At 73.4% G+C, this 26812-nt stretch carries 26 protein-coding genes and 3 tRNA genes; 17 read left to right on the top strand and 12 right to left on the bottom strand.

The window, feature by feature from the left end; genetic code table 11:
* Positions 1–20: 20 nt before the first annotated feature.
* Positions 21–782, bottom strand: coding sequence for a nucleotidyltransferase domain-containing protein (locus tag AB0N04_RS34365; protein ID WP_360222522.1), 762 nt, complete (start codon positions 780–782; stop codon positions 21–23).
* Between the two features lie 152 nt (positions 783–934).
* Between AB0N04_RS34365 and AB0N04_RS34360 the strand changes: the two genes are divergently transcribed.
* Entirely contained in the window at positions 935–1696 is a 762-nt protein-coding gene (locus AB0N04_RS34360) for an SDR family oxidoreductase (RefSeq protein WP_360222519.1), read from the top strand.
* An 83-nt stretch (positions 1697–1779) separates the two neighbouring features.
* A complete protein-coding gene (locus AB0N04_RS34355) occupies positions 1780–2475 on the top strand; it encodes a tyrosine-protein phosphatase (RefSeq protein WP_360222516.1) in 696 nt (231 codons plus the stop codon).
* Positions 2476–2609: 134 nt separating this feature from the next.
* Here the strand turns inward: AB0N04_RS34355 and AB0N04_RS34350 are convergent, their stop codons facing one another.
* Together AB0N04_RS34350 and AB0N04_RS34345 are read right to left on the bottom strand one after the other, a co-directional pair.
* Complete coding sequence (locus AB0N04_RS34350) at positions 2610–3071, bottom strand: RICIN domain-containing protein (RefSeq protein ID WP_360222513.1); 462 nt, start codon at positions 3069–3071, stop codon at positions 2610–2612.
* Entirely contained in the window at positions 3064–4230 is a 1167-nt protein-coding gene (locus AB0N04_RS34345; protein WP_360222510.1) for a low temperature requirement protein A, read from the bottom strand. The genes AB0N04_RS34350 and AB0N04_RS34345 overlap by 8 nt, the downstream gene beginning before the upstream one ends.
* A gap of 212 nt (positions 4231–4442) precedes the next feature.
* Between AB0N04_RS34345 and AB0N04_RS34340 the strand changes: the two genes are divergently transcribed.
* Both AB0N04_RS34340 and AB0N04_RS34335 read left to right on the top strand, forming a co-directional pair.
* Entirely contained in the window at positions 4443–5537 is a 1095-nt protein-coding gene (locus AB0N04_RS34340; RefSeq protein ID WP_360222507.1) for a hypothetical protein, read from the top strand.
* Between the two features lie 179 nt (positions 5538–5716).
* Positions 5717–6052: a hypothetical protein gene (locus AB0N04_RS34335; RefSeq protein WP_363365641.1), complete on the top strand. Its 336-nt coding sequence runs from the start codon at positions 5717–5719 to the stop codon at positions 6050–6052.
* Positions 6053–6119: 67 nt separating this feature from the next.
* Here AB0N04_RS34335 and AB0N04_RS34330 read toward each other — a convergent pair whose 3' ends face one another.
* From AB0N04_RS34330 to crcB (AB0N04_RS34310), 5 genes are all read right to left on the bottom strand, one after another.
* Positions 6120–6950: a TIGR02452 family protein gene (locus AB0N04_RS34330; protein ID WP_363365640.1), complete on the bottom strand. Its 831-nt coding sequence runs from the start codon at positions 6948–6950 to the stop codon at positions 6120–6122.
* A gap of 266 nt (positions 6951–7216) precedes the next feature.
* Positions 7217–9538, bottom strand: coding sequence for a DEAD/DEAH box helicase (locus tag AB0N04_RS34325; RefSeq protein WP_360220460.1), 2322 nt, complete (start codon positions 9536–9538; stop codon positions 7217–7219).
* A gap of 1253 nt (positions 9539–10791) precedes the next feature.
* Complete coding sequence (gene crcB / locus AB0N04_RS34320) at positions 10792–11166, bottom strand: fluoride efflux transporter CrcB (RefSeq protein ID WP_360220457.1); 375 nt, start codon at positions 11164–11166, stop codon at positions 10792–10794.
* Positions 11163–11513, bottom strand: a complete 351-nt coding sequence (locus AB0N04_RS34315; RefSeq protein WP_360220454.1) for a DUF190 domain-containing protein — start codon at positions 11511–11513, stop codon at positions 11163–11165. The genes crcB (AB0N04_RS34320) and AB0N04_RS34315 overlap by 4 nt, the downstream gene beginning before the upstream one ends.
* Positions 11510–11998 (bottom strand): fluoride efflux transporter CrcB, encoded by a 489-nt coding sequence (gene crcB, locus AB0N04_RS34310; protein WP_360220451.1) that lies wholly within the window; start codon positions 11996–11998, stop codon positions 11510–11512. Before crcB (AB0N04_RS34310) ends, AB0N04_RS34315 begins: the two co-directional genes overlap by 4 nt.
* A gap of 70 nt (positions 11999–12068) precedes the next feature.
* Here crcB (AB0N04_RS34310) and AB0N04_RS34305 point away from each other — a divergent pair, with 70 nt between their 5' ends.
* From AB0N04_RS34305 to AB0N04_RS34270, 8 genes are all read left to right on the top strand, one after another.
* Positions 12069–12410 (top strand): metallopeptidase family protein, encoded by a 342-nt coding sequence (locus tag AB0N04_RS34305; protein ID WP_360220448.1) that lies wholly within the window; start codon positions 12069–12071, stop codon positions 12408–12410.
* 148 nt (positions 12411–12558) lie between these two features.
* Positions 12559–12631 (top strand) — tRNA-Glu (locus AB0N04_RS34300).
* A 55-nt stretch (positions 12632–12686) separates the two neighbouring features.
* Positions 12687–12760: transfer RNA gene (locus tag AB0N04_RS34295), tRNA-Asp, on the top strand.
* A 27-nt stretch (positions 12761–12787) separates the two neighbouring features.
* Positions 12788–12864 (top strand) — tRNA-Phe (locus AB0N04_RS34290).
* A 233-nt stretch (positions 12865–13097) separates the two neighbouring features.
* Entirely contained in the window at positions 13098–13919 is an 822-nt protein-coding gene (locus tag AB0N04_RS34285; protein ID WP_360220445.1) for a hypothetical protein, read from the top strand.
* On the top strand, positions 13916–14626 hold the full coding sequence (locus AB0N04_RS34280) for an SMI1/KNR4 family protein (protein ID WP_360220443.1): 711 nt from the start codon (positions 13916–13918) through the stop codon (positions 14624–14626). The genes AB0N04_RS34285 and AB0N04_RS34280 overlap by 4 nt, the downstream gene beginning before the upstream one ends.
* Positions 14627–14660: 34 nt before the next feature.
* Positions 14661–15845 carry an NADAR family protein gene (locus AB0N04_RS34275; protein WP_360220440.1) on the top strand — a complete coding sequence of 395 codons (1185 nt, stop codon included), beginning with the start codon at positions 14661–14663 and terminating at the stop codon, positions 15843–15845.
* Positions 15842–16798 (top strand): hypothetical protein, encoded by a 957-nt coding sequence (locus AB0N04_RS34270; protein WP_360220437.1) that lies wholly within the window; start codon positions 15842–15844, stop codon positions 16796–16798. Before AB0N04_RS34275 ends, AB0N04_RS34270 begins: the two co-directional genes overlap by 4 nt.
* 76 nt (positions 16799–16874) lie before the next feature.
* Here the strand turns inward: AB0N04_RS34270 and AB0N04_RS34265 are convergent, their stop codons facing one another.
* The 4 genes from AB0N04_RS34265 to AB0N04_RS34250 form a co-directional block, all read right to left on the bottom strand.
* On the bottom strand, positions 16875–17630 hold the full coding sequence (locus tag AB0N04_RS34265) for a hypothetical protein (RefSeq protein WP_360220434.1): 756 nt from the start codon (positions 17628–17630) through the stop codon (positions 16875–16877).
* 134 nt (positions 17631–17764) lie between these two features.
* Positions 17765–18973, bottom strand: a complete 1209-nt coding sequence (locus AB0N04_RS34260) for a site-specific integrase (protein ID WP_360220431.1) — start codon at positions 18971–18973, stop codon at positions 17765–17767.
* Complete coding sequence (locus AB0N04_RS34255) at positions 18973–19161, bottom strand: helix-turn-helix domain-containing protein (RefSeq protein ID WP_030459204.1); 189 nt, start codon at positions 19159–19161, stop codon at positions 18973–18975. Before AB0N04_RS34255 ends, AB0N04_RS34260 begins: the two co-directional genes overlap by 1 nt.
* A 658-nt stretch (positions 19162–19819) precedes the next feature.
* Positions 19820–20452 carry a helix-turn-helix transcriptional regulator gene (locus AB0N04_RS34250; RefSeq protein ID WP_037600953.1) on the bottom strand — a complete coding sequence of 211 codons (633 nt, stop codon included), beginning with the start codon at positions 20450–20452 and terminating at the stop codon, positions 19820–19822.
* Between the two features lie 622 nt (positions 20453–21074).
* Here AB0N04_RS34250 and AB0N04_RS34245 point away from each other — a divergent pair.
* From AB0N04_RS34245 to AB0N04_RS34225, 5 genes are all read left to right on the top strand, one after another.
* Positions 21075–22121, top strand: coding sequence for a hypothetical protein (locus AB0N04_RS34245; RefSeq protein WP_360220428.1), 1047 nt, complete (start codon positions 21075–21077; stop codon positions 22119–22121).
* An 80-nt stretch (positions 22122–22201) separates the two neighbouring features.
* Positions 22202–22831 (top strand): ATP-binding protein, encoded by a 630-nt coding sequence (locus AB0N04_RS34240; protein ID WP_360220468.1) that lies wholly within the window; start codon positions 22202–22204, stop codon positions 22829–22831.
* A 121-nt stretch (positions 22832–22952) separates the two neighbouring features.
* Positions 22953–23900: a DUF2637 domain-containing protein gene (locus AB0N04_RS34235; RefSeq protein WP_360220425.1), complete on the top strand. Its 948-nt coding sequence runs from the start codon at positions 22953–22955 to the stop codon at positions 23898–23900.
* Positions 23901–24349: 449 nt separating this feature from the next.
* Positions 24350–24922, top strand: a complete 573-nt coding sequence (locus tag AB0N04_RS34230; RefSeq protein ID WP_360220422.1) for a hypothetical protein — start codon at positions 24350–24352, stop codon at positions 24920–24922.
* Positions 24919–26679 carry a relaxase/mobilization nuclease domain-containing protein gene (locus AB0N04_RS34225; RefSeq protein ID WP_360220419.1) on the top strand — a complete coding sequence of 587 codons (1761 nt, stop codon included), beginning with the start codon at positions 24919–24921 and terminating at the stop codon, positions 26677–26679. The genes AB0N04_RS34230 and AB0N04_RS34225 overlap by 4 nt, the downstream gene beginning before the upstream one ends.
* The last annotated feature ends 133 nt before the right edge of the window (positions 26680–26812 follow it).

Raw genomic sequence — 26812 nt, 5'->3', positions numbered from 1 at the left:
TGGGAAGGGCCACCGTGATCCTACCCGGTGGGGCCCAGGGCTCCGCCAGTGGATTGCGCGGGCGCGCCGGGTCCGCGGGGCCCTTCCGGGGGCGCGGTGTAGTGGGCGGCGCGCACCCGGCGGAGCCAGGATTCGGCCGGGCGCGGGTCGGGCGCGGCGGGCAGGACGCCGGGGCGGGCGAGGCGGTCGGCGGCGTCCGCGATCAAGGACTCGGCGACGGCGGGCCGCTCCGCGATGCGTTCGCCGAGGTCACGGACGTGCTCGGGATCGGTGAGGCGGACGGCGTTGTGGCCGGTCTCGTGCAGGAGGACGGCCTGGCCGACCAGCCGGACGAGGTGCCGGGCGTGCTTGGCGGCCCGGCGGCGGGCCTCCGGATCGGTGCCGTCGCGGGTCAGCAGCTTGCGGAACTGCTGGTCCGCGTAACCGAGATAGGCCTTCCGCACGGCCGGAGCGCTGAGGAAGCTCGAGCGGATCTCGACCAGTTCCGCACCGAGCGGCGTGCGCACCTCGTACAGCTCCTCCGGCAGCCAGACGAGCTCGGAGGCGGTCGGGTTGCAGGACAGGGCCAGCCGGCACCACTTGGCGGCCTCGTGCAGGGTGACGTCGGGCCCGGTGGTCACCTGCGACTCCGCCGGGCGGTGCAGGCCGTGCAACTCCTCGGTGGGCACGGCGAACAGCCCGAGCCGGTCGACGTCCGAGCCGGCGTGCGCGAAGCCGTACGCGGTGGAGCCCACGACGCCGGACAGCAGGACCGGGCCGGGGGCGGCGGGTGCGGCGGACATCGGCGGTCTCCTCTGGTCCGGGCCGGGGCCGGCCGGGGCGGAGCTGCGCCCTCGCCGCGACCGGTACCGCATCCTCCCCGGTCGGGGCGCGCCGGGCGAGCGAATTCCGGTCCGGGGCCCGCCCGGAGGGACCGGCGGGTAGCGTACCGACCATGTCGACCACCACCTCCGACGACGTCCTGATCATCACCGGCGCCGGTCGCGGCATCGGTGCCGCCACCGCCCTGCTGGCCGCCCGGCGCGGCTACCGGGTCTGCGTCAACTACCGTGCGGACGAGGCCTCGGCGGCCGCCGTGGTGGACTCCGTCCGGGCCGCGGGCGGCACCGCGATCGCCGTCCGGGCCGACGTCAGCCGGACCGCCGAGGTGGAGCGGCTGTTCGCCACCGTGGACGCCGAACTCGGCCCGCTCACCGGCCTGGTGAACAACGCGGGCACCCTGGAGCGGCAGTCCCGGCTGGAGGACATCGACGAGGACCGGCTGAACCGCATCTGGGCCGCCAACATCACCGGCCCGTTCCTGTGCTCCGCCCAGGCCGTCCGCCGGATGTCCACCCGGCACGGCGGCCGCGGCGGCGCCATCGTCAACGTCTCCTCGGCCGCCTCCCGGCTGGGCTCGCCCAACGAGTACGTCGACTACGCGGCCGCCAAGGGCGCCGTCGACTCGATGACCCGCGGCCTCGCCCTGGAGGTGGCCGCCGAGGGCATCCGGGTCAACGCCGTCCGCCCCGGGCTCATCCACACCGACATCCACGCCCTCGGCGGCGAGCCCGGCCGGGTCGACCGGGTCGCCCCCGGACTCCCGATGCGGCGCGGCGGGCGGCCGGAGGAGGTCGCCGAGGCCGTCCTCTTCCTGCTCTCCCCGGCCGCCTCGTACACCACCGGCGCGTTCCTGGAGGTCTCCGGCGGCCGGTGACCGCTGCGGCGTCCCCGGCGGACGCCGAAAGGCCCCCTCCGGTTTCCTTCCGCCGACCCGCCCGCCGCCCGTACGGTGATGCCATGACCGACGCCTTCATCGACATCCCCGGTGTGCGCAACTTCCGTGACGCGGGCGGGATCGGCGCCCTCCGCCGGGGCGTGCTCTACCGCTCCGGCTCCTTCCACGACCTCACCGAGGAGGGCGCGCGGCGCCTCAAGGCCCTCGGTCTGCGCACCGTCCTCGACCTGCGCAGCCCGTTCGAGCTGGAGGTCTGGCCGGACCTGCGGCACGGGCTCGACCACGAGACCCTCAACCTGCCGACCCTGCCCGCCAACCGCGAGGACGTCGACCAGCCCTGGCCGGAGGACCAGGCCTCGCTCTACCCCTTCATGGCCGGGACGGCCGGCCCCTCCCTCGTCGCCGTGGTCCGCCACCTGGCCGCCCCCGGCACGCTGCCCGCCGTCGTCCACTGCGCCGTCGGCAAGGACCGCACCGGGCTCACCATCGCCGTCCTGCAGTCGCTGCTCGGCGCCTCCGAGGAGGAGATCACCACCGACTACCTGCGCTCCAACGTCGGACTCGGCCTCGACAAGGGCCCCCAGCCGTACGTCGACGAGACCGGCGCCGAACGCACCTCGCGCCCGATCAGCGCCGCGCTGCTCGACTCCTCCCTCTCCTGGATCACCGGCCGGCACGGCTCCGTCCCCGACTACCTGCGGGCCCACGGCGTGACCGACGAGGAGCTGACCGCTCTGCACGCCAACCTGTCGGGCTGAGCCCCGGCGGGCACGGCACGCGGCACCGGCGGCGGCCCGGCCCGGCCCGGCGGCACACCGACCCGGGCAGCACCGAGCCGGGCGGCCCCGGCCCTCAGCCCCGGCCCGCGGCCCTCAGCCCCGGCCCGCGGCCCTCAGCCCCGGCGCTCGAAGCGCCACCACTGGGTGGGCGAGTCGACGTCCTCCCACTGGTGGACGGCCCGGTCGGGGGCCGGGGCGGCGGTGAGCGGCTTGCCGCTGATGAAGCTGGTGATCGTGTAGGTGCCGGGGTCGTCCACGTGGGCCTCCAGCAACCACTCCTGGGCGCCGAAGGCGTTCGCCGACCACTGCTGGACGGGCACGCCGTCCTCGACCGAGGCGCCGGTGACGTCGAGGCGCTTGCCGCTGCCCGCGTTCTCCAGGTGGCGCAGCGCCCCGCCGGGGTGCACGGCGGTCAGCTGCCAGAGCTGGGCGTCGGAGCCGTCGTCGGCGCCCTGGCGGACCCGGGCGCCGCTGCGGCGGCTGCCGTCGGCCACCTCGAGCAGCAGACCGCTGCCGACGTTGCGGATCAGGTAGCGGCCGTCGGTGATCGCGGTCTCGCGCGCGCTGTCAGTCACGCTCGAAGTGTGCCACCGGGGACTGACGGAGCTCGTAGCCGAAGACCGCGGCGAGCACGGCGGCGGTGGCCGCGACCTGGACGAGCGCGGAGACCTCGGTGCCGAGCGGAACGGCGGCCACCACCAGGGCGGCGCCGGCCAGGCGCGGGGCGTTGGGCCGCAGGCCGAAGAAGCGGCGGACGGCGGTGTTGACCACCAGGTAGAGCGCGGTGCCGCCGGCCAGCGAGGCGGCCTGCGGGAGGCTCACCGGGGCCACCGGGTGGGCGACCGCGGACTTCACCCCGGCGGCGAACAGCAGCACGCCGAGCAGCAGGCCGAAGTGGCCGAGGTTGTAGACGGTGACCGCGGCCCGGTTGCGCTCGGCCGAGGGCAGCGCGGCCATGTGGTGCTCGGCGCGGGCGTCGTCGTCGTGCCCGAAGTACGCCCACCACAGGCCCACGCAGACGCTGAGGCTGAGCAGGGCGACGGCGATCAGCCCCGGGCCGAGGTCCGTGCTGCCGGCGCCGACGCCGATGGCGATCACCGACTCGCCGAAGGCGATGATCACGATCAGCCCGTGGCGCTCCACGAAGTGGTCGGCCCGCAGCCGGAACTCCGGCAGCCCGGCGAGCCGCGGGGTGACGAACTGCAGCGCGAAGGCCGCCGCCCAGAAGGCGAGTTGGACCGTGCCGGTGAGGTAGCCGCCGGTCACCACCAGGGCCCCGCCGACCAGGTTGGCCCCGCCCATCCGCAGCACCGGGGCGAGCGCCACCCCGGCGGCCGCGAACATCCCGGTGTGCACCGCGACCACCACCAGGTACGCCCAGCCGAAGGCGGCGCCGCTGCCCTCGAAGGCGTGCGGGACGGCCAGCGAGATGACCAGGAACGCGGCCATCGCCAACAGCAGCAGACCGCGCCGGCCGTGGGTGCGCGGCGGCATCGCGTTGGTGAGCCAGATGAAGGCGTCGTACATCCACCAGATGACCGCCAGCATCACCAGCACCTGCGCGAACCCACCGGGGGTGAGGTGGTGGACGAGGCTGCCGGTGAGCTGGGTGATGGTGAAGACGAAGACGAGGTCGAGGAAGAGCTCGAGCGGGGCCACCTTCAGGGCCGGCTCGGCCGCGGAGGCCGGGCGGGCCGTCACGCGGCGGGAGTCGAGGGCACGGGACGCGGTCACCGCGCGAGTATGCGGTACGGCGGCGGTGCCGCGCGGGGTTTTCCACCGAGCGGGCACCGGCACCCGCGGGAGTGTCCGGCGGGCCCGGCCGTCGGGCGTCCGGGGCGCCGCCACCCGGGGCGGCGACCGGGGGCGGCGACCGGCAGGGCACCGCCCGGAGGACCGGGTACCCGACGCCGCGGCGCGCCGCGCCGCCGCCTATGCTGCGGCGAATGTCCTTCGAGCAGATTCCGCCGCACCGTCAGCAACCCGCCCTCCTGGAGGCGGTGGCCGAGTTGGAGGCGGTGACCGCCGCCGGGGACGACGAGGGCTTCGGCCCCGCGCTGGGCCGGGTGGGCGGGCTGTTCGGGTCGGCCGGGCCGGCCGAGGTGGCCGCGGCCGGGCCCCGGCTGGCCGCGCTGCTGCCGGACGCCCCGCCGTTCCCCCGGGCCCACCTGGCGATGGTGGTGGGCGCCTGCGTGGAGAACGGCGCCGATCCGCTGGCCTGCGCCGGCCCGGTGCTGGCGGGCCTGCGCGGGGCGCTGGGCGGCGCGCAGCGGCTGGTGCGGCGGTGGGAGGAGACCGGCGGCGGCCCGCTGCCGGATCCGGAGGCGGACGATCCGTCCGAGGCGCACGACCGGATCGAGCACCGGGAGCACCTGGACGCCTGGCACGCCCACCTGGCCGTGGTCGGCTGGTGGACGCTGCACCTCTGGCAGCAGGCCGCCTGGGCGGTGTACGCGCACGCGGCGGTGCGGACCGAGGCGCGGGCCTCGGGCGTCACCGGAGTGCTGCTGGAGCTGTTCGGCCGGTACTCCGGCGGGCAGCACGAGTTCAAGGGCCTGGCCCACCTGGCGCTGGTCCTCGACGACGAGCCGCTGCTGGTCCTGCACCGCCCCACCGGCGCCGGCTTCCTGCTGCGGATGGACGGGCTGAGCGACACCTTCCAGCTGCACACCCTGCTGGCCGACGTGCTGGTCGGCGGCGGCCACCTGCCCGGCCCCCGGCCGGACCCGGAGGTGGCGGCGCTGGCCCGCACCGCCGTCCTGGACGGTCGCCGGGTGATCGCGACCGGCGCGTTCAACCTCGTCGCCCCGGACGGCTCGTGGCTCTGGAACGAGGGCACGCCGAGCGACGTCCCGGTGGTGGACGGCGTGCGCACCCTGGTGCTGGACCCGCTGCCCTACGAGCGCAGCTGGTCGGCCGGGCGGTTCATCCAGGAGCTCCCGGGGGACCTCCGGCTGGAACGGGTGCTGCCCCCGGCGGAGGCCGCGCGGCTGCTGGCCCGGATCGCCCCGGCGCAGTCGGCGGAGCAGGCGTTCCGGTAGCGGCGGGCCCCGCTCCCCGGGCCCGGACCCACTCCGGCCGGGGCCCGAAACGGGGCAGGGCAGGACCGGACGGGACGGGACGGGCGCGCGGAACGGCCGGGCGAGGGGCGGGATACGGCCGGGTTAGGGTCGGGAGGCGGAACAGGAAGTCGGAACAGCCCCTACGAGTGGAGTCCCCCATGGCGAAGGTCCCGAACGTGCTCGTCTCCGCCGCGCCCGCCGCGCTGACCGCGGCGAGCGGCCTGGTCGGCGGCTACGGCGTCGCCCGCTGGAGCGGCCGGCGCGAGCTGGGCGGCGCGGTGCTGGCGGCCGCCGGTGCCGGGGCGGCCGCGCAGTGGCGCCGCAGCTCGGGCCCGGCCACCGCGGCGGCGCTGACCGGCCTGTACGTGGCGGCCTTCGGCGGCTCCCACCCGCTGGCGAAGAAGATCGGCGCCTGGCCGTCCGTCCTCGCCGTCACCGCCGTGGTCGCGGCGGCCTCGACGGCCGCCACGGCGCTCTCCGCCCGCCGCCGCTAGGGCCCGGCCCCCGGGCGGCGCGGGCCCGCGGGGGTCACAGACCGGGGGGGGCGGCGCGCGGCGGGCGTCATCGCACCGCCGCGCCGAACCGCTCCGCGAAGGCGGCCCGGTTCGCCGAGACCGGTGAGCGGTCCCAGACCGCGAACACCACCCGCTCGAAGGCCGCCCCGTACCGGGCCAGCGCGCCCTCGAAGGCCTCGGCGACCTGCGCCGGGTCGTTGCGGAACACCCCGCAGCCCCAGGCCCCGAGCACCAGCGTGCGGACCTCGTGCCGGGCCGCCGCCGCGAGCACCCGGACGGCCCGCTCGGCGAGCACGCCGCGGACGTCCACGCCGGCCGAACGCCGCTCCAGCTGGCCGGCGTTGGGCGCGGGCGAGGTCAGGAAGGTGACCGGGTAGGGCCGGGCCAGCAGCTCGCCGCGCCCGTCCCTGATCACCGGGACCGCGGGCGAGACGATCACCCGGTGGCTGTACCGCAGGTCGGTCGAGGCCCGGTGCGCCTCGTAGTAGTCGGGCGCCTCCAGCAGGCAGGTGTACAGCAGCGCGCTGCGGCACAGGTCCTCCTCCTGGGCGCGGGCGCCGCGCAGGTAGCCGCCGCCGGGGTTGCGCGCGGAGGCGAAGTTGAGGACCCCGACCGGGCCGGCCCCGCCCTCGACCAGGCGCCGGGCGGCCTCGATGCTGCCCTCGGCGGTGACCTCCACCGCCCCGCGCGGCCCCGGCCCCGGATCGCCGGCGCGCAGCAGCGCGGCCAGCCCCTCCGGCGGGTACGACACCGTCCCGGCCCGGGCCGCCGCCAACTGCTCCCCCACCGACACGGGTTCGCCCCCGGACGCCCGGTAGCTCCCCCGCTCGGCGATCTCCTCGTTCCTCCGTGCCACGTCGTGCAGTCTGCTGCTCATGGCCGCGACGCTACGGGACTTCCGCCACTCCGCGCCACAGGTTATTCTCACTCGCAGAACAACACCTCCGGGGGCACGAGGGAGGTGTCGGGGGCACCGGGGGGTGTCCGGGGGGCCGGGGGAACGCGAAGGGCCCGCTCCAGTGCATGGAGCGGGCCCTTCGTGCGTTCCTCCCGGCCGGGGCCGGCCGGCACGGGCGTCCTGCGCCCGGCCCGGCCGGCCTCAGCCGCGGCCGTCACCGGTGGCGGACCACCGGCCGTACGGCGTCAGTTCTTCCAGCGCGGCTTGCGGTCGTCGCGGTTGAAGCCGCCGCGGTCGCGGTCGAAGCCACCCGAACGGGCGCCGCGGTCGTCACGGTCCCGGCCGCCGAAGCCGCCGGAGGCCTGCGGGCGGCCACCGGAGCGGTGGTCGTCCCGGCGGGCGAACGGACGGCTGCTGGCGCCGCGCTCGTCGCGGTCACGGCCGAAGGCCGGACGGTCGCCGAAGGAGCGGGCCGGACGGTCGCCGAAGGAGCGGCCGCCACGGTCGTCACGGTCACGGTTGAAGCCACCGCGGTCACGGTCGAAGCCGCCGGAGCGGGCCGGACGGTCGCCGAAGGAGCGGCCGCCACGGTCGTCACGGTCACGGTTGAAGCCACCGGAGCGGCGGTCGTCACGGTCACGGTCGAAGCCGCCCGAACGGGCGCCGCGGTCGTCACGGTCACGGCCGCCGAAGCCGGCGCGGTCGCGGTCGAAGCCACCGGAGCGGCGGTCGTCGCGGTCGCGGCCGCCGAAGCCGCCCGAACGACGGTCGTCACGGTCACGGTTGAAGCCGCCGGAGCGACGGTCGTCACGGTCGCGGTCGAAGCCGCCCGAGCGGCGGTCGTCGCGGTCGCGGCCGCCGAAGCCGCCCGAACGACGGTCGTCACGGTCACGGTCGCGGTCGCGGCCGAAGGCCGGACGCTCGGTGCGCGCCTCGCGGTACGACGGGGTGCGGTCCTCGGCCTGCGGCGCGGCGGCCGCGGCGGTCGCCTCGGCGGCCGGGGCCTCCGCGGCGGCGTCGTCGCCGGCCTCGGCGGCCGGGGCCTCGTCCACGATGCCCAGGTCGGCGCGCTCGCGGGCGGCGCGGGCGGCCAGGCGGTCGGCCTCCTCGCGCAGCTCGGTGGCGCGGCGCTGCGCGCGCTCCAGCTGGCGGGTCATGTCGGCGAGCTCACGCTCGGCGGCACCGGCGATGTTGGCGGCGCTCTCGGCCTGGACCTCGGTGAGCGAGCGGGCGCCGGTGATCTTGGCGACCTCGGCGTCGAAGGCGTGGTCCAGGATGTGGCGGCTGGCGTCGACGCCCGCGTCCTCCATCAGGCGGAAGACGCCGCGGCGCTGGTGCGGCAGCACCAGGGTGACGACGGCGCCGGAGCGGCCGGCGCGGGCGGTGCGGCCGGAGCGGTGCAGGTAGTCCTTGTGGTCGCCGGCCGGGTCCACGTTGAGGACCAGGTCGATGCCGTCGACGTGGATGCCGCGGGCGGCGACGTCGGTGGCGACGACGACGTTGACGTAGCCGTCCTTGAAGTCGCCGAGGACGCGGGTGCGGGCGCCCTGGGTCATGCCGCCGTGCAGCGCGTCGGCCTTCACGCCGGCCTCGATGAGCTGCTCGGCGACGCGGTCGGCGCCCATCTGGGTGCGGACGAAGATGATCGTGCGGCCCTTGCGGGCGGCGATCGCGTTGGTGATCGGCGCCTTGTCCTTGGGCTTCACCACGAGGATGTGGTGGGTCATGGTGGTGACGGCGCCGGCCGACGGGTCGACCTCGTGGGTGACCGGGTTCTTCAGGTAGCGCTTCACCAGGGTGTCGATCTCGTTCTCCAGGGTGGCGGAGAACAGCAGGCGCTGGCCGCCGGCCGGCACCTGGTCGAGGATCTCGGTGACCTCGGGCAGGAAGCCCATGTCGGCCATCTGGTCGGCCTCGTCGAGCACGACGGTCTGGACGTCGTCCAGCTTGGCCGAGCCGCGGTTCAGCAGGTCGCGCAGGCGGCCCGGGGTGGCGACCAGGATGTCGACGCCGCGCTCCAGCGCGTAGATCTGGTTCGACATCGAGGTACCGCCGCAGACGACCTTGAGACGCAGGCCGAGCACCGAGCCGAAGGGCTCCAGGGCGTCGGCGACCTGCATGGCCAGCTCGCGGGTCGGGACCAGGATCAGGCCGCGCGGGTGCTTGGCGCGGGTGCGCTCGCCGTCGGCGAGGCGGGTCAGCAGCGGCAGGCCGAAGCTGAGGGTCTTGCCGGAGCCGGTGCGGCCGCGGCCCAGCACGTCCTTGCCGGCCAGGGCGTCCGGGATGGTCGCGGCCTGGATCGGGAAGGGGGTGGTGACGCCGCGCTTGGCGAGGGCGCGCACGACGTCGTCGTGCAGGCCCAGGTCGCCGAAGGTGATGGTGGGCTCGGCGGCCTCGGCGGTGTCGTCCGCGTCGGTGGCGTCCGAGTCGGCGTCGGCGATCCCGGCGTCGATCAGCTCGACGTCGGCGAGGTCGACGACCTCGGTGGTGGTGTCGTTGGTGTCGGTGACATCGGCGGCGGACTCGCTTGCGGGCATGGCGAAGCGGGCGTCGTCAACGAGAGACATGCAAAACCTTCCGGAAGTGGCACGCGCCAAAGTCCGGGGTTCTGTTTCACAACCGCCTCTATGCGGTCAGCCACGGATCGCCGGAACGCGCCAAGGGCGCCAGATGGAAATAGGGCGCCAGTCAAATGGATCAAACGAACGATCTACCACCATAGAGGAACCTCGGGATCAGAGGCAAATGCCCTGGCCAGCTCGCTAATGCCCACCCGCGCGCGGGCTCGGGGCCGAGGAACCGGAGTTACCCGCAGAGGGCTCCGTGGCCGGTGGGGCGGTGGTGGCGGGTGCGCTGTGCTCGGGCTCGGGGGACGTCGACGGGTGGCTGCTCAGCGTCGCCGACGGCGTGCCCGCCGCACCCCCGCCACCGTGCCCGTCACCGGTGCCGCCCGTCCCGCCGGAGCCGCCCGGGCCAGCGGTGGTGCCGCTGCCGGCCGCCCCGCCGGGGCCGGCCGTCGAACCGCCCGTACGGGGCGCGGGGCTGGCGCTCACGCCGCCCGCCGCACCGTTCACGCCGGTCGCACCCGGCGCGGTGTCCATGGCGGGCGCCGCCGGGACCGGGACCACGCCGGCGGCCGCGCCGGTCACGCCCGGCGCCACCTCGCCCGCCACGGCGGCCGTGGCCCCGCTCGGCGCACTCTCTCCCGGCGAGCTCCCCGGGCGCTCCGGGCGCCCCGACACGCCCCCCGGGTGCCCGGCGCCGGGCGAGGCCGACGGCCCGCCCGTCGCCCCCGGCCTCCCGGCCGGACCGGCCTGACCGACCGGCGCCACACCGTGCTTCTCCTCCGTCGCCCCGCCCGGGCCCACCGACATGCAACCCGTCAGCCCCAGCCCGGCCACCGCCAGCACCGCCGCGGCCCGCACCCCGCTCGACCGCCGGACCACCGCGCCCGGCACCGCCCGCCCCGCCGCCAGCTCCCGCAGCGGGGCCGCGCCCCGCGCCGGAGCCACCCGCGCCGTCCCCGCACGCACCGCCGCCCGAACCGCCCGCACCGAAGCCACCGCACTCACTCTCCACCGCCCCGCCCGGGCCGCCCACTGCCGCGCGGCCGCTTCCGGTGCCCAACGCGCACCCGCCCCGGCGGGACACGGGCGGCACGCCAGGAAGCCCCCGGGCGGGCCCTGCGGGGCGCGTGGGGCCAGCGGGGCCCCGCGGGAACCGGGACGGGGCCGGAGGCGCGCCGGGGCGGCCTGCAGGGCCTCCGGAGCGCCGGGGCCCGCACGGCCCCGCAACGGCGGGCCTCCCGGGCCCGGCCGGATCAGCCCCAGAGCGCCGAGGCCAGCCCCGCCCCCGCGTACACCGCGGCCAGGCCCACCGCCAGGCTCCCCGCCGCGTTCGCCAGCGCGTACCGCCCGGAGCCGGTCTCCACCAGCCGCAACGTCTCGTACGAGAACGTCGAGTAGGTCGTCAGCGCCCCGCACAGCCCCGTCCCCAGCAGCAGCTGGACCTGCGAGGACGCCGCCCCCGCCGCCACCGCCCCGGTCACCAGGCCCAGCACCAGGCAGCCGACCGCGTTCACCGTGAACGTCCCCCACGGGAACACCGAGTCGTGCCGGGCCTGCACCGCGCGGTCCGTCAGGTACCGCAGCGGCGCGCCGAGCAGCGCGCCCGCCACCACCAGCAGCCAGTTCACCCCGCCGCCCCCTCCCGCCCCACGTAGCGCACCACCTCGCAGCGGTCGAGCACTACCAGCCCCTCCGCGACCAGCCCGTCCAGCTGCGGCAGGAACGCCCGCACCCGCTCCTCCTCGTCCACGATCACCACCGCCACCGGCAGGTCCTCGCTCAGCGACAGCAGCCGCGCCGTGTGCACCAGCGACGACGCCCCGAAGCCCTCGATCCCCCGGAACACGCTCGCCCCGGCCAGCCCGGCGGCCCGCGCGCGGTGCACGATCTCGCTGTACAGCGGCCGGTGGTGCCAGTGGTCGTTCTCACCCACCAGCACGGTCAGCCGCAGCGCCGGCCCGCTCAGCCCGCTCACCGCGCGCCCCCTCGGCGGGTCAGACGGCGCGTCACGCCGGCCGCCGCCCACACCGCGCCGAGCGCGGCCACCAGGGTCAGCCCCAGGTACGTCAGGCCGAGTCCGAGCCGCCCCGCCTCCAGCAGCCGCCGGACGTCCACCGCGTAGGTCGAGAAGGTCGTGAACCCGCCCAGCACCCCGGTGCCGAAGAACGGCCTCAGCAGCGGGTGCACCGGACGCCCCTCGGTCACGGTCACCAGGAAGACCCCGATCACCGCGCAACCGACCACGTTGACCAGCAGCGTCGTCCACGGGAACGCCGTCGGGCCGTCGGGCCGGAGCAGCCCGGCCGCGTACCGCGCCAGGGCCCCGATCGCCCCGCCCGCCGCGACCACCGCCACCGCGGGCCCCTGCCCGCGCAGCACCGGCGGCCGCCCGCGCTCCGCCCCGCCGCCCCGCGGCCTGGCTCGCGCCGGGCCGTCCACCGTGCCGTCCGAGGTCGCCATGGGCCCATCAAACACCGGCTCACGCCACCTGGCACACCGTCACCCCAGACCCGACAATGATCCGGTGGAGATGACCCGGGAAGAGTTCGAGACGCTGGTCAGCGACGCCCTCGACCAGATTCCCCCGCAGCTCGCGGCCATGATGGACAACGTCGCCGTCTTCGTCGAGGACGAACCGGACGCCTCCGACCCGGAGCTCCTCGGCCTCTACGAGGGCACCCCGCTCACCGAGCGCGGCGAGTGGTACGCCGGCGTCCTGCCCGACCGGATCATCATCTACCGCGGCCCCACCCTCCGGCACTGCGAGACCCACGAGCAGGTCGTCGAGGAGGTGCGCACCACGGTGATCCACGAGGTCGCCCACCACTTCGGCTTCGACGACCACGAACTCGACGAGCTCGGCTGGTCCTGACCGGCTCCCCGCCCGCCCCGGACCGGCCGCGCCCCGCGCCCCGGCCCGCCCCCGACCCGACCGGCCGAAACCCGTTTTGGCGATCCGCCCGGCATCCCATATGCTTCTCGACGTCCCCGAGCGCTGGAAACAGCGGGACAGGCCGCAAGCCCTCATCGTCTAGTGGCCCAGGACGCCGCCCTTTCAAGGCGGTAGCACGGGTTCGAATCCCGTTGGGGGCACGCAGTACCGTAGTAAAGTGCAGTGACGCAAGACCTGAGTGGGAAACCACTTCTAGGTCCCGTGGAGCAGTTGGTTAGCTCGCCACCCTGTCAAGGTGGAGGTCGCGGGTTCAAGTCCCGTCGGGATCGCTCGTCTCGCAAGAGACGGTGCAGTACGGCCAGGTAGCTCAGTTGGTACGAGCGTCCGCCTGAAAAGCGGAAGGTCGCCGGTTCGACCCCGGCCCTGGCCACCAGCCCTGACCAGGCACGATGCCCCTGAAGCAGCTCGCTTCGGGGGCATTTTCGTGCCGTTTGACGCCAACGCTGACGCCAACGGCCCCGAATCGCTCTGGATCTGAGCAGCCAAGATGGCTGGTCCCGGCAATGGGGGCACGTGACGCCGATCACAGGATGCTGCTCCGCAGGGGTGGCCGGCGTCGGCAGAATCCCGTTGATCCCCTCCAGCCGAGGCTGACACGATCGCCCGGTGGTAACTCCGGAGGACCTCGTCGGTCGGCAAGTGCAACGCGTGACGTGCTCGTGGTTCCACGCCCGCGACGGCGGTGGCGAGCCCGAGCTGTTGCACATGTGGCTGCACGTGGAGGGCCTCGGCCCGGTCCGATTCCACACGCTGGACCACATACTCGATCTCCGGATCGAAGAGCCCCACGACTCCTACGACATGGACATGCTCGGGCATGTCACGGTCAGCGACGCACCGGACGAGTTCCCTCTCGCGCCGTTGGCAGGCAGCGAGGTCGTCTCCATCCAGCACATCCGACAGCGGTCCATCGACAGCCGCGTCGGCGTCAAGGTGACGTTCCAGGTTGGAAGTGTTCGGATCCTCGCTCTGGCTGATGATCTGGTCGTCACGGCAGCCAGGCTGCCGGGGGGCTGGGAAGACGACCTGATTCTTGATCCACCGGACACCGACCCGGCGTCCGAGGCCATGCTCCGCATCCTTGCGGAGCAGACTCAGGTCTGCAGGGCGGCACGGGAGGCAGTACTTACAGGCGGTGCCTGCAGGATCGGGGACGGAGTGGTCCCCGCGGAGGTGCTGGCCGGTACTTACGCTGTCCGGCTCGAACACACCAGGGCCGCGAACATCGAGACTATCGGGCTGCCCGAGACCGTGGCGGCCCTGAGGGAGCACGGCGCTCAGCCGGTCCAGCTGGGGTCCATCGACAGTCCGGACGGCTCATGGCACTTCGTGGTCTTCCTCGCCGCTGACGGTTCGCTGGCAGCCTGCACGGGCGTTCGAAAGATCAGTCCCGAAACAACCGGGGATCATGGGGAGACTCGATCATGACGGGCAATGCACAAGGGGCGGAGATCGCCGACTCAGGAGTGGACTGGTCGGGAGTTCGTGAGCAGGTTCTGGCCCTGCGGGACGCCCCGTTCGCGGGTGAGGTCTTCGGGGCTCGTTGGCAGGGTTTCGGGCATGACTTCCTGGTGGAGCCGCCCCTCAGCGAGACCGAGCTGGCGGAAGCCGAGGAAGAACTCGGCGTGTCCCTTCCGCCGGACTACCGCACCTTCCTCCTCGAAGTGGGCGCGGGCGGAGCGGGCCCTTTCTACGGGGTCTTCCCTCTGCGGCGTGACGAGCAAGGCTGGCACTGGTTGGACGGCAAGGTCCGAAGCGACAACACACACCTGGGGAAGCCGTTCCCTTCCACGGAGGAGCGGGCTCGCTGGGCAGAGGAACTCGACGCTCGCGAGCCCGTCAAGGACCGCTTCGCCGACGAGCAGTCCTATCTCGCGGCGTACCGCGCCTGGGACGACAAGTGGGAGAAGCTCAACGACGAGATGACCGCCGGGGCGGTATGTCTCAGCCACGAGGGATGCGGCTACTACACATGGCTCGTCGTGACCGGGCCAGAGTGTGGCACCCTCTGGAAGGACCTGCGGGCCTGCGACGGCCCCCTCCAACCGCTCTCCGCTGCCGGTCACCGCGTCAGCTTCAGCGAGTGGTACCTGGACTGGCTGGCCAAGGCAACCAGCCAAGCTCGCGGTCGGTGAGTTCCAAGACAGCCCCACCGAGTAGCGTGCACCCATGACGTGGCGGGGACCGACGTATCGAACGGTGGACGGGGAGAGAATCGACGGGGCCTGGTGCCACGTCTGGCAGCGGAGTCGATGGGATACCGAGTACTACCTCGACGACCTGATCGTCTTCGCGGACGGCGCCGTCAGGTGTCAGGACCGGACTGACCTGGCCGGCCTGGAGAAGCTCCTGGCCTCGGGCCGAATCTCCGTGACACGGCCCGGCGCTCCCGCTCTTCCTGACGAACCCTCGAAGTGGCGCTCCCGCCGCGGTGAACCGTTGACCCCGGAGGGCTTCCTGAGCGAGGTCGCCGACAAGATCGAGGAACTCAACGGCCGACCGACCACCAGGCAGCGCTGCTGGGAGGCGATCCGCCGCTACCAGCAGGAGCCCGAGGAGCGGAATCGCGAGCTCCTTCGAGACGCCTACCTGGCAGTCCCAGCTCACCGCAGGATCTATGTGCTCGGCGACATGGACCTTCAGGACCGCCCCTTGCGCATCCTGCTCACCGACCTGGGTGAGGCCGTGGACGGGGATGGCCCGGTCGTGACGGCGGGCATGCATCAGGAGTCGCTGGACTACTTCCGCCGCGGGGACGAAGGCGTGGCCCGCGAGCAGGAGAGGCGCGCTGTCCAGTACGCCGACGATCCGAGCGGGCCCGGCCAGGCGGCCGTCATCTCCCATCAGACCGTCTACCCGCAGGGCTGGCCCGAGGCGCTGGGCCTGTTCGTACTCCGCAACGACTACCCGGCGCAGATCACGTTCGCCGGCGAGACCTACCCGTCCGTGCTCCACGGCTACTGGGCCATGTCGGCTGCCGACACGGCCGATCACCGGCTGATCCAGGAGATGCCGTCCGGGCGGGAGGCACAAGACCTGGGCGGCCGGGCGGTCCAACGAGCGGTCTGGCCTGCCGTCCGGCTCGCGGTCATGGGCGGCCTGCTGCGCGCGAAGTTCACCCAGCACCCCGAGCTCGCCGAGATCCTGCTTTCCACCGGGGACGCGACGATCAGCTACACCGGCTTCTCGGACTCACCCTTCTGGCGGGACGCTCCTGACAGCCGCGGGCGGAACTGGATGGGCCGTCTCCTTGAGCTCGTCCGGTCCGAACTCCGCGCCAAGCAGTCGTTCGGCGACCACCGCGATCCCGGGAGTTCAACGGTGGCCGGGAATTCCACGAAGTCGCAGATATGACGGGTACCCACGACGGCCAGCTGCCGGCGGCAGCGCCGAAGTCGACACCCGCGACCGGGAGCACCCGTTCGGGGGAGGTCGACGACCGGGACTTGGCCGAGCACCTGGCGATCCAGGCGTTCATCGAGATCCGGTACCTGGCCAGTCGCGCTCGGCGGCTTCCGGAGGAGCTCCCGTCCGACGACGCCCTCGACCGCATCAGGCTCCTGGCCGACCTGGGCCACAACCTGCCCGTAGGAACCCGGCCGCGCGCTCGACGTCCCGCCCGTGGGACGCACGACGGCAGGCGGGAACGGGCGATGAGGGAGCGGCCGATGAGCTGGCTCTGGAACACTGCCGGCCCGGAGAAGCGAGCCTGGATCGTTTCGCAACTCGAGAAGGCCGGACTCTGTTGGACTCCCCCGCCTCCGCTCCCGACCCCGCGCACGGGAGTCTCCCCGCTCAGCGCGCGGCAACGCCTCGGCCTGCTGGCAGGCTGGCCGGTGAAAACCCCTGCCGGCCGTCGGCCCCTGCCCCGCGAGGCGCGGGTCCTGAAGGCTCTGGACGACGACGCGGTCTTCGCCCTCCACGAGGAAGCCGGGTGCCTGCGGCTCGGCCTGGGCGGGAGCAGTCCGTGGTTCCAAGCTCACCTCGCGCCCAGCGGGCCCCACTACCTGCTCCCCGATCCGGCCGACTACTACTGGCCGGACCCGGAGGCGGGGCGACGCTGGTGGCAGTGCCGCATGCTCCTGACGATGATCGACGGCGAGCAGGTCACCAGCATGCTGGCCGTACTTCCCGAGACCTTCATTGCCCTGCCCTCAACAGTGCCGCGCTTCAGACAGCGTCATCTCGCCCACATCGCCCGCGCCACCGAACGGGACACCGGCCTCTGGGGCCGGGACCACAAGACGCACTGCGGCCCGGAGCACTGCGGATACGTCCCCGCCGAGGAGGAGACCGCCTCGACGTGACCGCCTGGTCATGCAGGACTGGTTCCACCCAGTCGTCGCGCTACGGGGAGGGGCCGACAGCTCAAACCCATGCCGGTCACCGCCGGTCGACCACGATCAAGGTGCCATCGGGACCGTAGGTCAACATCCGCGGCGGCCCCATCCTGCTGACGGCTGCCCGCCGCACGGCCTCCTTCTCCGCTGGCGTGGGCCCACCTGGCGCCGTGAGGTGGAAGCCTCGCAGTGCCACCTCGTACGGGTCGATGTCGTCGAGCTCCGGCATGCCCTCCAGCACGAAGCCGAAGAAGGCGCGCAGTACCTCCTCTCCGAGTTCGAGGGGGTGGAACGCCAATGGGTACGGGTCCTGTTCGCCCCACGCCTCGTCCAGTTCCACGGGGTGCTCCCCGGCCCAGAACGGCGTCTCGAACGCGAAGCGCTCGCCGATGTCCTCCACCACCCCGCTGTCGGGCGAGAGACTGAGCGAGCGGACCAGCCGACCGTCCTCCCAGACCGCGAAAGCCAGGAAGTCCACCACGCTGTGCATCCAGTGCACGACGAGCCGACGCCCCGCGCTCGCATCGATCAGATGCTGCGGCAACCGTGAGGGGTAGTCGCCCATCCAGTGCCGGTCGCAGACAACGTCCACTCCGGGGAAGCTGCCCAGGTAAGCGGTTCCATCCGGCGGGTAGGTCGCGTCGCCGAGCTCGCACTCGCCCGCTTCCTCGACCTCCCACCCGGGGTAGAGGCGGCCGACCAGCTCCGCAGTCCGCTCCGGATCCGCTTCCGCCAGCAGCCGCAGCGGGCCGGACGAAGCAGCATCCATGTAGACGAGCAGCCCGGTCTTGGCTCCCACGTGTCGGCCCCTCTCCAGAACGATGACCCCGATTCAGGGGCAGGCCGCAAGCTACCAACCACGTAGGACACCGGTGCCCGGCAAGACCTGGGTCTTGCCGGGCACCGAACGAACTGATGAGCCAGAGCGCGAGGCTAGGAGAGCGCCTCCCCGAGGCGGCTCAAAGCCTTGAGGCGCTCGGCCAGGGAGGCGTGCGCGTAGACCTTCATGGTCACGCCGACGTCGCTGTGACCGGCGATCTCCCGGACGATGTGCGGGGGCACGCCGAGGTCGAGCAGCAGGGTGATGCAGGTGTGGCGGAGGTCGTGGAAGCGGAGGTCGTCCAGGCCGAGGCGACCGCGGACCGCGTGCCAGCTGCGGCGCAGGTTGTCCGGCTCGTACGGGGTGCCGATCCGGGACGGGAAGACGAGGTCGTTCTCCTGCCAGTCCATGCCGGCGGCGGCGCGCTCGACGGCCTGACGCTCCCGGTGGTCCACCAGGGCGGCGAGGACCGGCGCGGGCAGCGGCAGGGTGCGCTCGGAGGACAGCGTCTTGGGCAGGACGAGTCGCAGCTCACCCTCGACCCGCTGGAGGTTGGTGCTCACCGTGAGGGTGCCGCGCTCCAGGTCGACGGAGCTCCAGCGAAGGCCGAGCAGCTCGCCCCGGCGCATGCCGAGCATCAGTGCGAGCACGTACAGGGTGTGCAGGCGGTGGCCGCTCAGCTCCTTGAGGACGAGCTTGGCCTGAGCGGTGGTCAGGCCCTTGCCGATCCGGTAGTCGGGCGCGGGGACCTTCACGAGCTTGGCCACGTTCTTGTGGATCAGCTCCTCTCGGACGGCGTGCTCCAGCGCGTTGCGGAGCACGGCGTGCACGGACTGGATCATCCGCGCGGACAGCAGCCGCTTGCAGCACTCGCCTGCTGCACAGCAGATCGGCTTGGGCCGCTGCGCGTCCCAGCCGCCCTTGCAGCACTGGCACTCGGCGCGCACCCGGTTCAGCCAGACGCGGACCTCCTGGGCCCGCAGGTCGCGCAGTCGCTTGGTGCCGAGGCCGGGTATGAGGTGGACGCGGGCCACGCTCTCGTAGCCCTGGTAGGTCTTGGGCCGTCGGTTGGGCAGGACCTCCTCCGCGAGCCAGTAGTTGAGGTACTGGCCGACGTTGGAGTCGGTGTCGGGCAGCGGGATGCCGTTGATGGCGTCGGCCTGCAGCTCGACGAGGGCGTTGTGGACCTCGTCCCAGGTCTTGCCGTAGATGGAGACCCGCTTGCGGAGGCCGGAGGTGGTGATCACGTAGGCGCGGCCGTGGTAGCGGCCGTCCTTGCGCAGGGTGATGCTGCCCGCGCCGTTGGGGTTGCGCTTGGCCATCAGGCTGCCACCTCCGCGAGCTCGGCGACGAACGTCCGGACGGCGGCGGCCGGGACGCGGCGGGAACGGCCGATGGTCACCGAGGGCAGGCGACGGGTGCGGATGAGGTCGTAGACGGTGGAGCGGCCGAGCTGGAGCTGGGCCATGACGTCCGGGATGGTCAGCAGGAGCTGCTCGTGCGGGGCCATGGGGTCGGCCGCGCCGGCCGTAGCGGCGACGGGTGCCGAGGCGAGGACCGGACCGCCGAGCGAGCCGGCGGCTTCGGCGGAGGTGAGCGACGGCGGCGCCGGGACCTTCGGCGAAGCAACGATCGAGAGTGCCATGCTAGGGACAGGACCCTTCAGTTGGCGGGCGCGCGAGCGCCCAGGTGCGGAGGGCTCTGGCCCGGCAGGGGCGAAAGTTTGGCGACTGGACGCCTCTGCCGGGAACAGGAGAGAAGTCCCGACCGGCCCCGGTGCGGGGCGGCGGGTGACTGGGAAGAAGCTGTCGGCCCGAAGGCGGCACCGGGACGTGGTCACCGGCGACAGCGTGGATGGACCGTCAGATCGGTCTGTGGGCCGCGCTCGCGGCGGGCATGGCAGGTACGGCGGGACGGCCGAGGATGACCTCGGCCTGCGCGGGGCCAGTGGCAGTCTGGCCGACGGCATGGCGACGCGTGGACAGCACGCGGTTCCTTCCCCGGTGGTTGGTGGGCGGCAACCCGGCACCGTGGTTGATCGTCGTGGATGGGCGTTTCACGCGGTTGGTAGCCGCAGTGGGGTGTGACAGTAGCTCTGGATTCCGGCCGCACCAAATGGCACGGCGACGGCCGAGGGGTGCTCGGGCGGTCGGCCCGGAACGGGCTCGTTACTGGGCGGTCTCCGAGGACTCCAGGTAGGCGAATTCATCAGGCAGCGCGGGGGGCACGACCTCCAGTTCGCGCATGCGAGCACGCCAGTTGCGGAGGGACTGGATGTCTCGTGCGTGAATCCTGTCGAGCTCGGCGACCATGTCGAGGAACTTCGCTCGGTGCTCGGGATCTCTGGCCAGGGCTGCCTCGCGGCGCTTCTCCTCGCCCAGCTCGCGGCTAAGCATCGCGACCGAGACGAGGATGCCGTGCTCGCGGAACATGTTGAGCACGGTCTGCGTGGGCGCCTTCATCGCCTCCTCCCGCGACTCACCAGTCACCCAGGCCACCGCGTCCCACATCGACACTTCCCGCCCCGGCAGCACCTCGATGGTGGGGGCGGTACCGAGAGGGAAGAGCATGGTGATCGGGGGCACTCCGAGGACCTCTGCAAGGACGAGGAGCTCGGCAACATCGACACTGGCCCGCCGGCCGCTCTCGAGGTTGGCGATCACGGTGCGCGGGATCGGGTACCCGAGCGCGGCGCAAGCGTCGGTGACGTCCTGGGCGCTCAGGCCGAGCTCCTTGCGCCGAGCTCGAAGAGCGTCGGCGACGCGGGCTGTCACCTTGGACGGCCAGTCGGTCTGTGTCATGGATGCAAAATTAGCTCCGATTGTGTGTCGCCGCAAGTCCGTGGTAGGGATTGGGGCACCGACTTCCCGACCTGCCGGACGAGGTGAGCCCATGACTACACAGGAAGACCGGCCTGCTGTGTTGCAAGCCGAAGCCGAGTTCCCCAGACCTTCGCGCGGTGGCGCCTTCCGTCGCGCCAGCGCGTAGCCGAGCGGGCTCGCGCCCAAGCGCTGCCGGGAGACCGTGTCGACCAGCCTCGCGACACCGGGCGGACCGCCCTGTCTGCCGTGAGCGGATGGGGCCACTTCGCGTTGGATCTTCGAGGGGGCTCGACATAGTGTCGAGCTCGCGCCGCCAAGCGGACGGTCGCTTCAACATCCTCTGCACGGCTGGCAGTTGACCAGATCTGCTGCGGCCTCACCGAAGGGGCCGCCCACCAACACCGAGGCCCTCGGTGCTACCAACACCGAGGGCCTCCACGGATCCCCTAACCGCCCATCCACGACGATCGACCGCGGTGACCGGATTGCCGTCCGAAATGTCACCGGGGAAGGAATCTCCGTGCCCCAGCGTACGACGCCGCGTGCCGCCAGTGCACGCCTTGTCTCGCACGCCTTCTCCCCGAAGGCGGGGTGGTAGGCCATGGCGCGCATCCGCACCATCAAGCCCGAGTACCCCGTCTCGGAAGACCTCGCCTCGGTCTCCCTGACCGCCGAGCGCACGTTCGTCTGCCTGCTCACCCAGGCCGACGACGAGGGACGCCACCGCGACAACGCGGCCGTCCTCAACGGCGCCCTGTGGTCGCTGCGGTCCGAGCACACCGCGCTCGACACCGAGGACGAGCTTCGCCAACTCGCCGAGACCAGCCTCATCTGCCGGTACACCGGCTGCGACGGCCGCCAGTACCTGCACGTCACCAAGTGGCACGAGCACCAGAAGATCTCCCACCCCACCCCTTCGCGCCTGCCCGCCTGCCCCGTCCACGAGCCCGCGGGCTGGTGCGGCAAGTGCAAGGCCAAGGGCCAGGGCTGCGCGCGACCGGCTCCGGAGAGTTTCCGGAGCCTTCCGGAACCGCTCCCGGCCCTCGCGGAGACCGTCCCCGCCCAGCGGCCCTTCTCCGCCGACCCCGATCCCACCCCCGCAGCGGCCCTGCCGGTGCCCGATGCGGCAGATCCGAGCGAAAGTGCAGGTCAGGCGGCTTCTCCGGAGTCCCTCCGGAGGGCTCCGGAGAACGTCGTGTCTGGACCATGGACCTTGGACCATGGATCTACCCCTGAAGGGGGCGGCGGCGCCGCGCCCACCCCGGCACCCTCGTCGGCAGCACCCGACCGGAACGGCCCGGTCCTGGTCGGCACGCCCGCCGGCAAGGCGTCGGTGAACGCGGGCGACCTGGTGGCCGAGTACGTCGCCACCTGCCCGAAGCCGGTACCGGCCAACGTGCGCGGGCACCTCGGCAAGGTCATCAAGGACCTGATCGACGGCGGCACCGGCGACGACGACATCCGCGCCGGGCTGCGGCTGTACGCGGCGAAGCCGATGAGCCCGAGCGTGCTGCCGAGCATGGTCCACGAGGCGATCAACGCCCAGCCCGCCGGGCCTGCCCGCGCCGGGCAGAGCGCTGCCCGCGCGCCGTACCGGCCCTTCGCCAACCCGGCCGACGCCCGCGACTACTACGAGGGGGACCTGTGACCAGCCTGCCCAGCCCCCGCCGCACCGGCGAGCGTCGCGAGCCGCAGCCGGCCTCCGGCGCCGTCCTGCGCCTGGAGCGAATGCTGGCCGCCAAGGGCATCGACCCCGACCGGCCGCTGCCCGACACCGACCAGCCCTCCACCGCGTTGGAGCTCGCCGACCGCCGCATCCCGCCGCGCTACCGCCTGGCCGTTGCCGACCACCCGGAGGTCACCACCTGGGTCCAGCAGGTCACCCTGGCCTGCCGACCCGGCCCCGGCGGCACCCCGGGCATCGCCCAGGGGCCCTCGCTCCTGATCGCCGGACCCACCGGCTCGGGCAAGACCCACCAGGCGTACGGGGCGATCCGCAGCCTGCTGAAGGCCGGTGTGCGTCTGCGCTGGACCAAGCTCACCGCCACCGAGCTGTACGCCTCCCAGCGGCCCCGCCATGGCACCGACACCGAGCGGGAGATGCGCGATCTGATGACCTGCTCGCTGCTGGTCCTCGACGACCTCGGCGCTGCCAAGGCGTCCGAGTGGACCGAGGAGCTCACCCTGCGGCTGGTCGACCACCGCTACGAGCACCTGCTCCCGACGATCTTCACCATTAACCTGGCGCCCGGCGAGATCAAGAACGCCCTCGGCGACCGCACTGCCTCCCGCCTGGCGGATATGTGCGAACGCGCCATCCTCACCGGCACCGACCGCCGCAGGCGAACTGCCGCCTGACCGGCGCCGCTGCCGCCAGCGCACCCCGGCCGGTGCGCCGGCCTCCCCGAACTTCACCCCACCACCGCCTCGCCGCTTCGCCACGCCCGCCTGCGGCGAGGCCGCCCCTGGAGCACCACTCTTGACCGCCATCGCGATACCCCCTGCCCACACCCCGTCCGCCCGGGTCACCCTCTGGGACCGCCTCGCCGTCGGTTTGCTCGGCGTCCTCGGCTTCGTCCTGTCCTACGACGCGCTGCGGCAGATGGCCGGCGCGACCCACGTGCGCGGACCGCTCACCTACCTGTTCCCGATCATCATCGACGGCTTCATCGCCTACGGCGTCCGAGCCCTGCTCGTCCTGCGCGACGCCCGCTGGCCCGCCCGCGCCTACGCCTGGACGCTCTTCGCCGGAGCGACCGCCACCAGCGTCTGGGCCAACGCCCTGCACGCTGTCCGCCTCAACGAACTGCCCACCACCGGCAGCGGGCTGAGGCTCACCGACACGGTCGTCGGTGTCCTGTCCACCCTCGCCCCGCTCGCCCTCGGCGGCGCCGTCCACCTCTACATCCTGATCGCCCGCCACGGCCACGACACCGCAACCGCCACCGGTGAGCAGAAGGCCCTTCCGCGCACCGAGGCTTCTGCCGAGCCGGTGACCGCCAACCCTGTACCGGAGTTCCGGCTGGAACGGGCGGAGGACCGCAGCGACGAAAACGCGCTCCTGACACTCCTGTCCGCCGCCGGACTTCTGCCCGCCGAGTGGCGCGACGCGCTGCCCGACCCCGAACCGGCAGAAGCCGACGACCGACCGGCCGATGCCCCGGACCCCCAGACCGAGGCCGCCGAAGGTGCCGCCGGGGCGGAGAACAAGCCGATCGGGCGTCCACCGGGCGCGCCGATGGAGCGGCTGCTGGAGGTGGGCCGCGCGGCGGTCGCCGCCGAGGGCCGTCTCACCCGCGCGATCGTCGAACAGGCCGTGCGCGACGCCGGCCTTCCGCTCGGCAGTACCCGCCTCACCGAGCTGATGCGCAAGCTCCGCGAGGAGCAAGCCGACGAACAGAACCCTCCGCACCTTGAGGCCGACTGACCGGCCCTGGTGTCCGGCTGACCGGCCCGGTCGGTCAGCCGGACACCGACTTCTGCCGACCCACCGCCGCACTCGGCAGAAGGCCACCGCCGCCCGGTCACTGCACCCGGCCGGACTCGACTCGCACCGCGGACACCAGTCCCACGCGGCGTCCGGTCCCGGGAAGGCCGCGCCTGACACGTCGCCCATACCTGCGAACTCCGGCGCGGCCAAACCGGCAACCACCCGGACACTGCCCACCCGCACTCCCACCAGCCCGAATCGCCAGCCGCCACCGAGGAACGACACGCGTGAACGCCGTCCGACGAACCCTGCACAGCCTGCTCGGGAAGCCTGTAAGCTCCCAGGACCGCACCGGAGTTGACCGCCTCCCTGCCCCTGGCGGAGCAAGCGAGTGCGTACGGGGCCCCTACGGGGCCACGTACGCGGACGTCCCCGCCCAGGAGGGCGTGGACGGGCCGGTGCTGCCGAGGGCGGCAGCACCGGAGCTTCACCGCGAGGGCGCGGCGAAGCAGGAGAAGCCCACCAACACGCCGTCCGAGCCCACCGCCGACGTGCTGACGCTCCCCGTTGCCAGCTCTTCCGCGAGCACCGCCCGCCGCGCACAGCGCGCCCCGAAGCGTCGCCGCCGTGACCCCGATAACCCCTTGCCGAAGAAGGTCGGCTTCCGCTGCACCGAAGCCCAGAAGGCGCGTATCGAGCAGCTGGCCGCCGCAGCCGAATTGAACGTTGCCGCCTATCTGGAGCGCAAGGCGCTGGCCGACGACTTCGCCGGCATCACCACCCGCGACGAGCAGTTGGAGCGGGCCATCGTGGCGCTCGACGCGGCACGCGGCCAGCTGGCGCCGGTCGGCAACAACGCCAACCAGATCGCCTACCGGCTCAACGCCGGCATCGGCGTCGAACCGGGACCTGCGGCAGCCGTCCTCGACGGGGCCCTGGCCCTGGTCGCCGAGGTCCGGGCGGCCGTCGCGGAGGTCGACGCTTCCGCCATGCGCCTGGCGAAGGCGAAGCGCCGATGATCAGCAAGCCCATACGCGGGTCCAAGACGCACGGCGCGCTCAAGTACCTCTTCGGTCCAGGCAAGGCCAACGAGCACACCGATGCGCACATCGTCGCGTCCTGGGGCGGCTTCGCTCCAGACCCCGGCCGCGACCCGGGCGACCCAGATGCCACCCTGGTCCAGCTCCGCGACGCGCTCGACCTGCACGTCGTCCGCTACGGCAAGCCGGTCACCCAGCACGTCTACCACCGGCCCGTGCGGGCGGACCCGACCGACCGCATCCTCAGCGACGAGGAGTGGGGCACCATCGCCCGCCGGATCGTGGCCGCCTCCGGGATCGCACCGGACGGCGACCCGAACGGCTGCCGCTGGATCGCCGTGCGCCACGCCGACGACCACATCCACATCCTCGCGACCGTCGTCCGGGCGGACCTCACGCAGGCCCGCCTGCGCGGTGACCAGTACCGCGTCGAGACCGAACTCACGAAGATCGAACGCGAGTACAAGCTCAAGGACCTCTCCGACACCCGCACCCGCGAGTACCGGGACGCGATCCCCAAGCGCGCCAAGGGCGCGGAGTTGCACAAGGCCCAGCGCCTCGGCCAGGAGGGCACCGACCGCGACCGCCTGCGCACCGCCGTACGCCAGGCCCTGGCCGGGGCTGCGGACGAGGAGGAGTTCACCGCCCGGCTCGCTGCCAAGGGCGTGCTCCTCGCCGCGCGCCGCGCACCGTCCGGCGACGTGACCGGCTACAAGTTCGCCCTCCCCACCGGCGACGAGAGCGCGCCGATCTGGTTCTCCGGCAGCAAGCTCGCCTCCGACCTCACCCAGCCGAAGATCCAGGCCCGCTTCGCCCTCGGCGTCGACGAACCCGCCTTCCCCACGCCCGACCCCCGCACCTGGCCCGCTGACGGCCGCCACCGGGCCAGCACCACCATCGAACGCGCCTACCCGGCCTTCGAGGACGACCAGGACGCCGCGCGCGCGGAGGCGGTGATCCGAGGCGGCCTCGAAGTCCTCGACACGCTCGCCGCCACCAGCCCGACCCTCAGCAGGAAGGAACTCCACCAGGCCGCACGGGCCTTGGAGTACACCCGCACCGCCCACAACCGCGCCGCCGGCACCGACCTGCGCGCGATGCGCTCCGCCGCCCGCGAACTCCTCTACGCCGGGCCCGCCACCGGCCGGGGCGAGGACGGCACGGCCGCCGCCACGGCCCTGGCCAGCCTCGTCCTGCTCGCCATCGTGATCGCCAAGTGGCACGCCGCCCAAGGCCACCGCCACCAGGCCGACGCCGCCCGCACGGCGGCCGACCACCTGCGCGCCGCCTACACCCGGCACGCGGCCAAGCCGATCGCCCACCTCACCCTCGAAGGCCACCGCCTCCCCAAGCCCGACCACGACCGGCAGGCCGACGCCGTCCGCCGCACCCTGCCCGCCGACCAGGCCACCCGCCTCCTCGCCGAGGAGAACTGGGCAGCCCTCGCCACCACCCTCGCCCAGGCCGAAGCCGCCGGCCACAACCCGGCCACCCTGCTCACCAACGCCGCCGGGCGCCGCGAACTCGCCACCGCCGACTCACCCGCAGCCGTCCTCACCTGGCGCATCCGCCGCGACGCCAACCTCCCCGCCCCCGCACCGGCCGCCACCCCCGACGAACTGCGCACCAGGGCAGCCCGCACCCGCACCACCAGCCGCACCACCAGCACGCCGGCTACCCCGGCCATCACACCGCCGACGCCGGTCGCACCCGACCAGGTGCGCCGAACGCGCTGACCACCCAGGTGGGCGGGTGCGGAGCCTCCGCCCCCGCCCACCAGCCACCGATCCTGCCCAGCATGGACGTCACCCGTCACCCGTCAGCCGCTGCCGAAAGCCAAGACCAGCCGAAGCAGACCGCCGGGATTCC

It is taken from the genome of Kitasatospora sp. NPDC051702 (assembly GCF_040681575.1).
Taxonomy (GTDB): domain Bacteria; phylum Actinomycetota; class Actinomycetes; order Streptomycetales; family Streptomycetaceae; genus Kitasatospora.
Note: the sequence above shows the minus strand (reverse complement) of the source record. Positions and strands in the feature narration are given on the sequence as shown.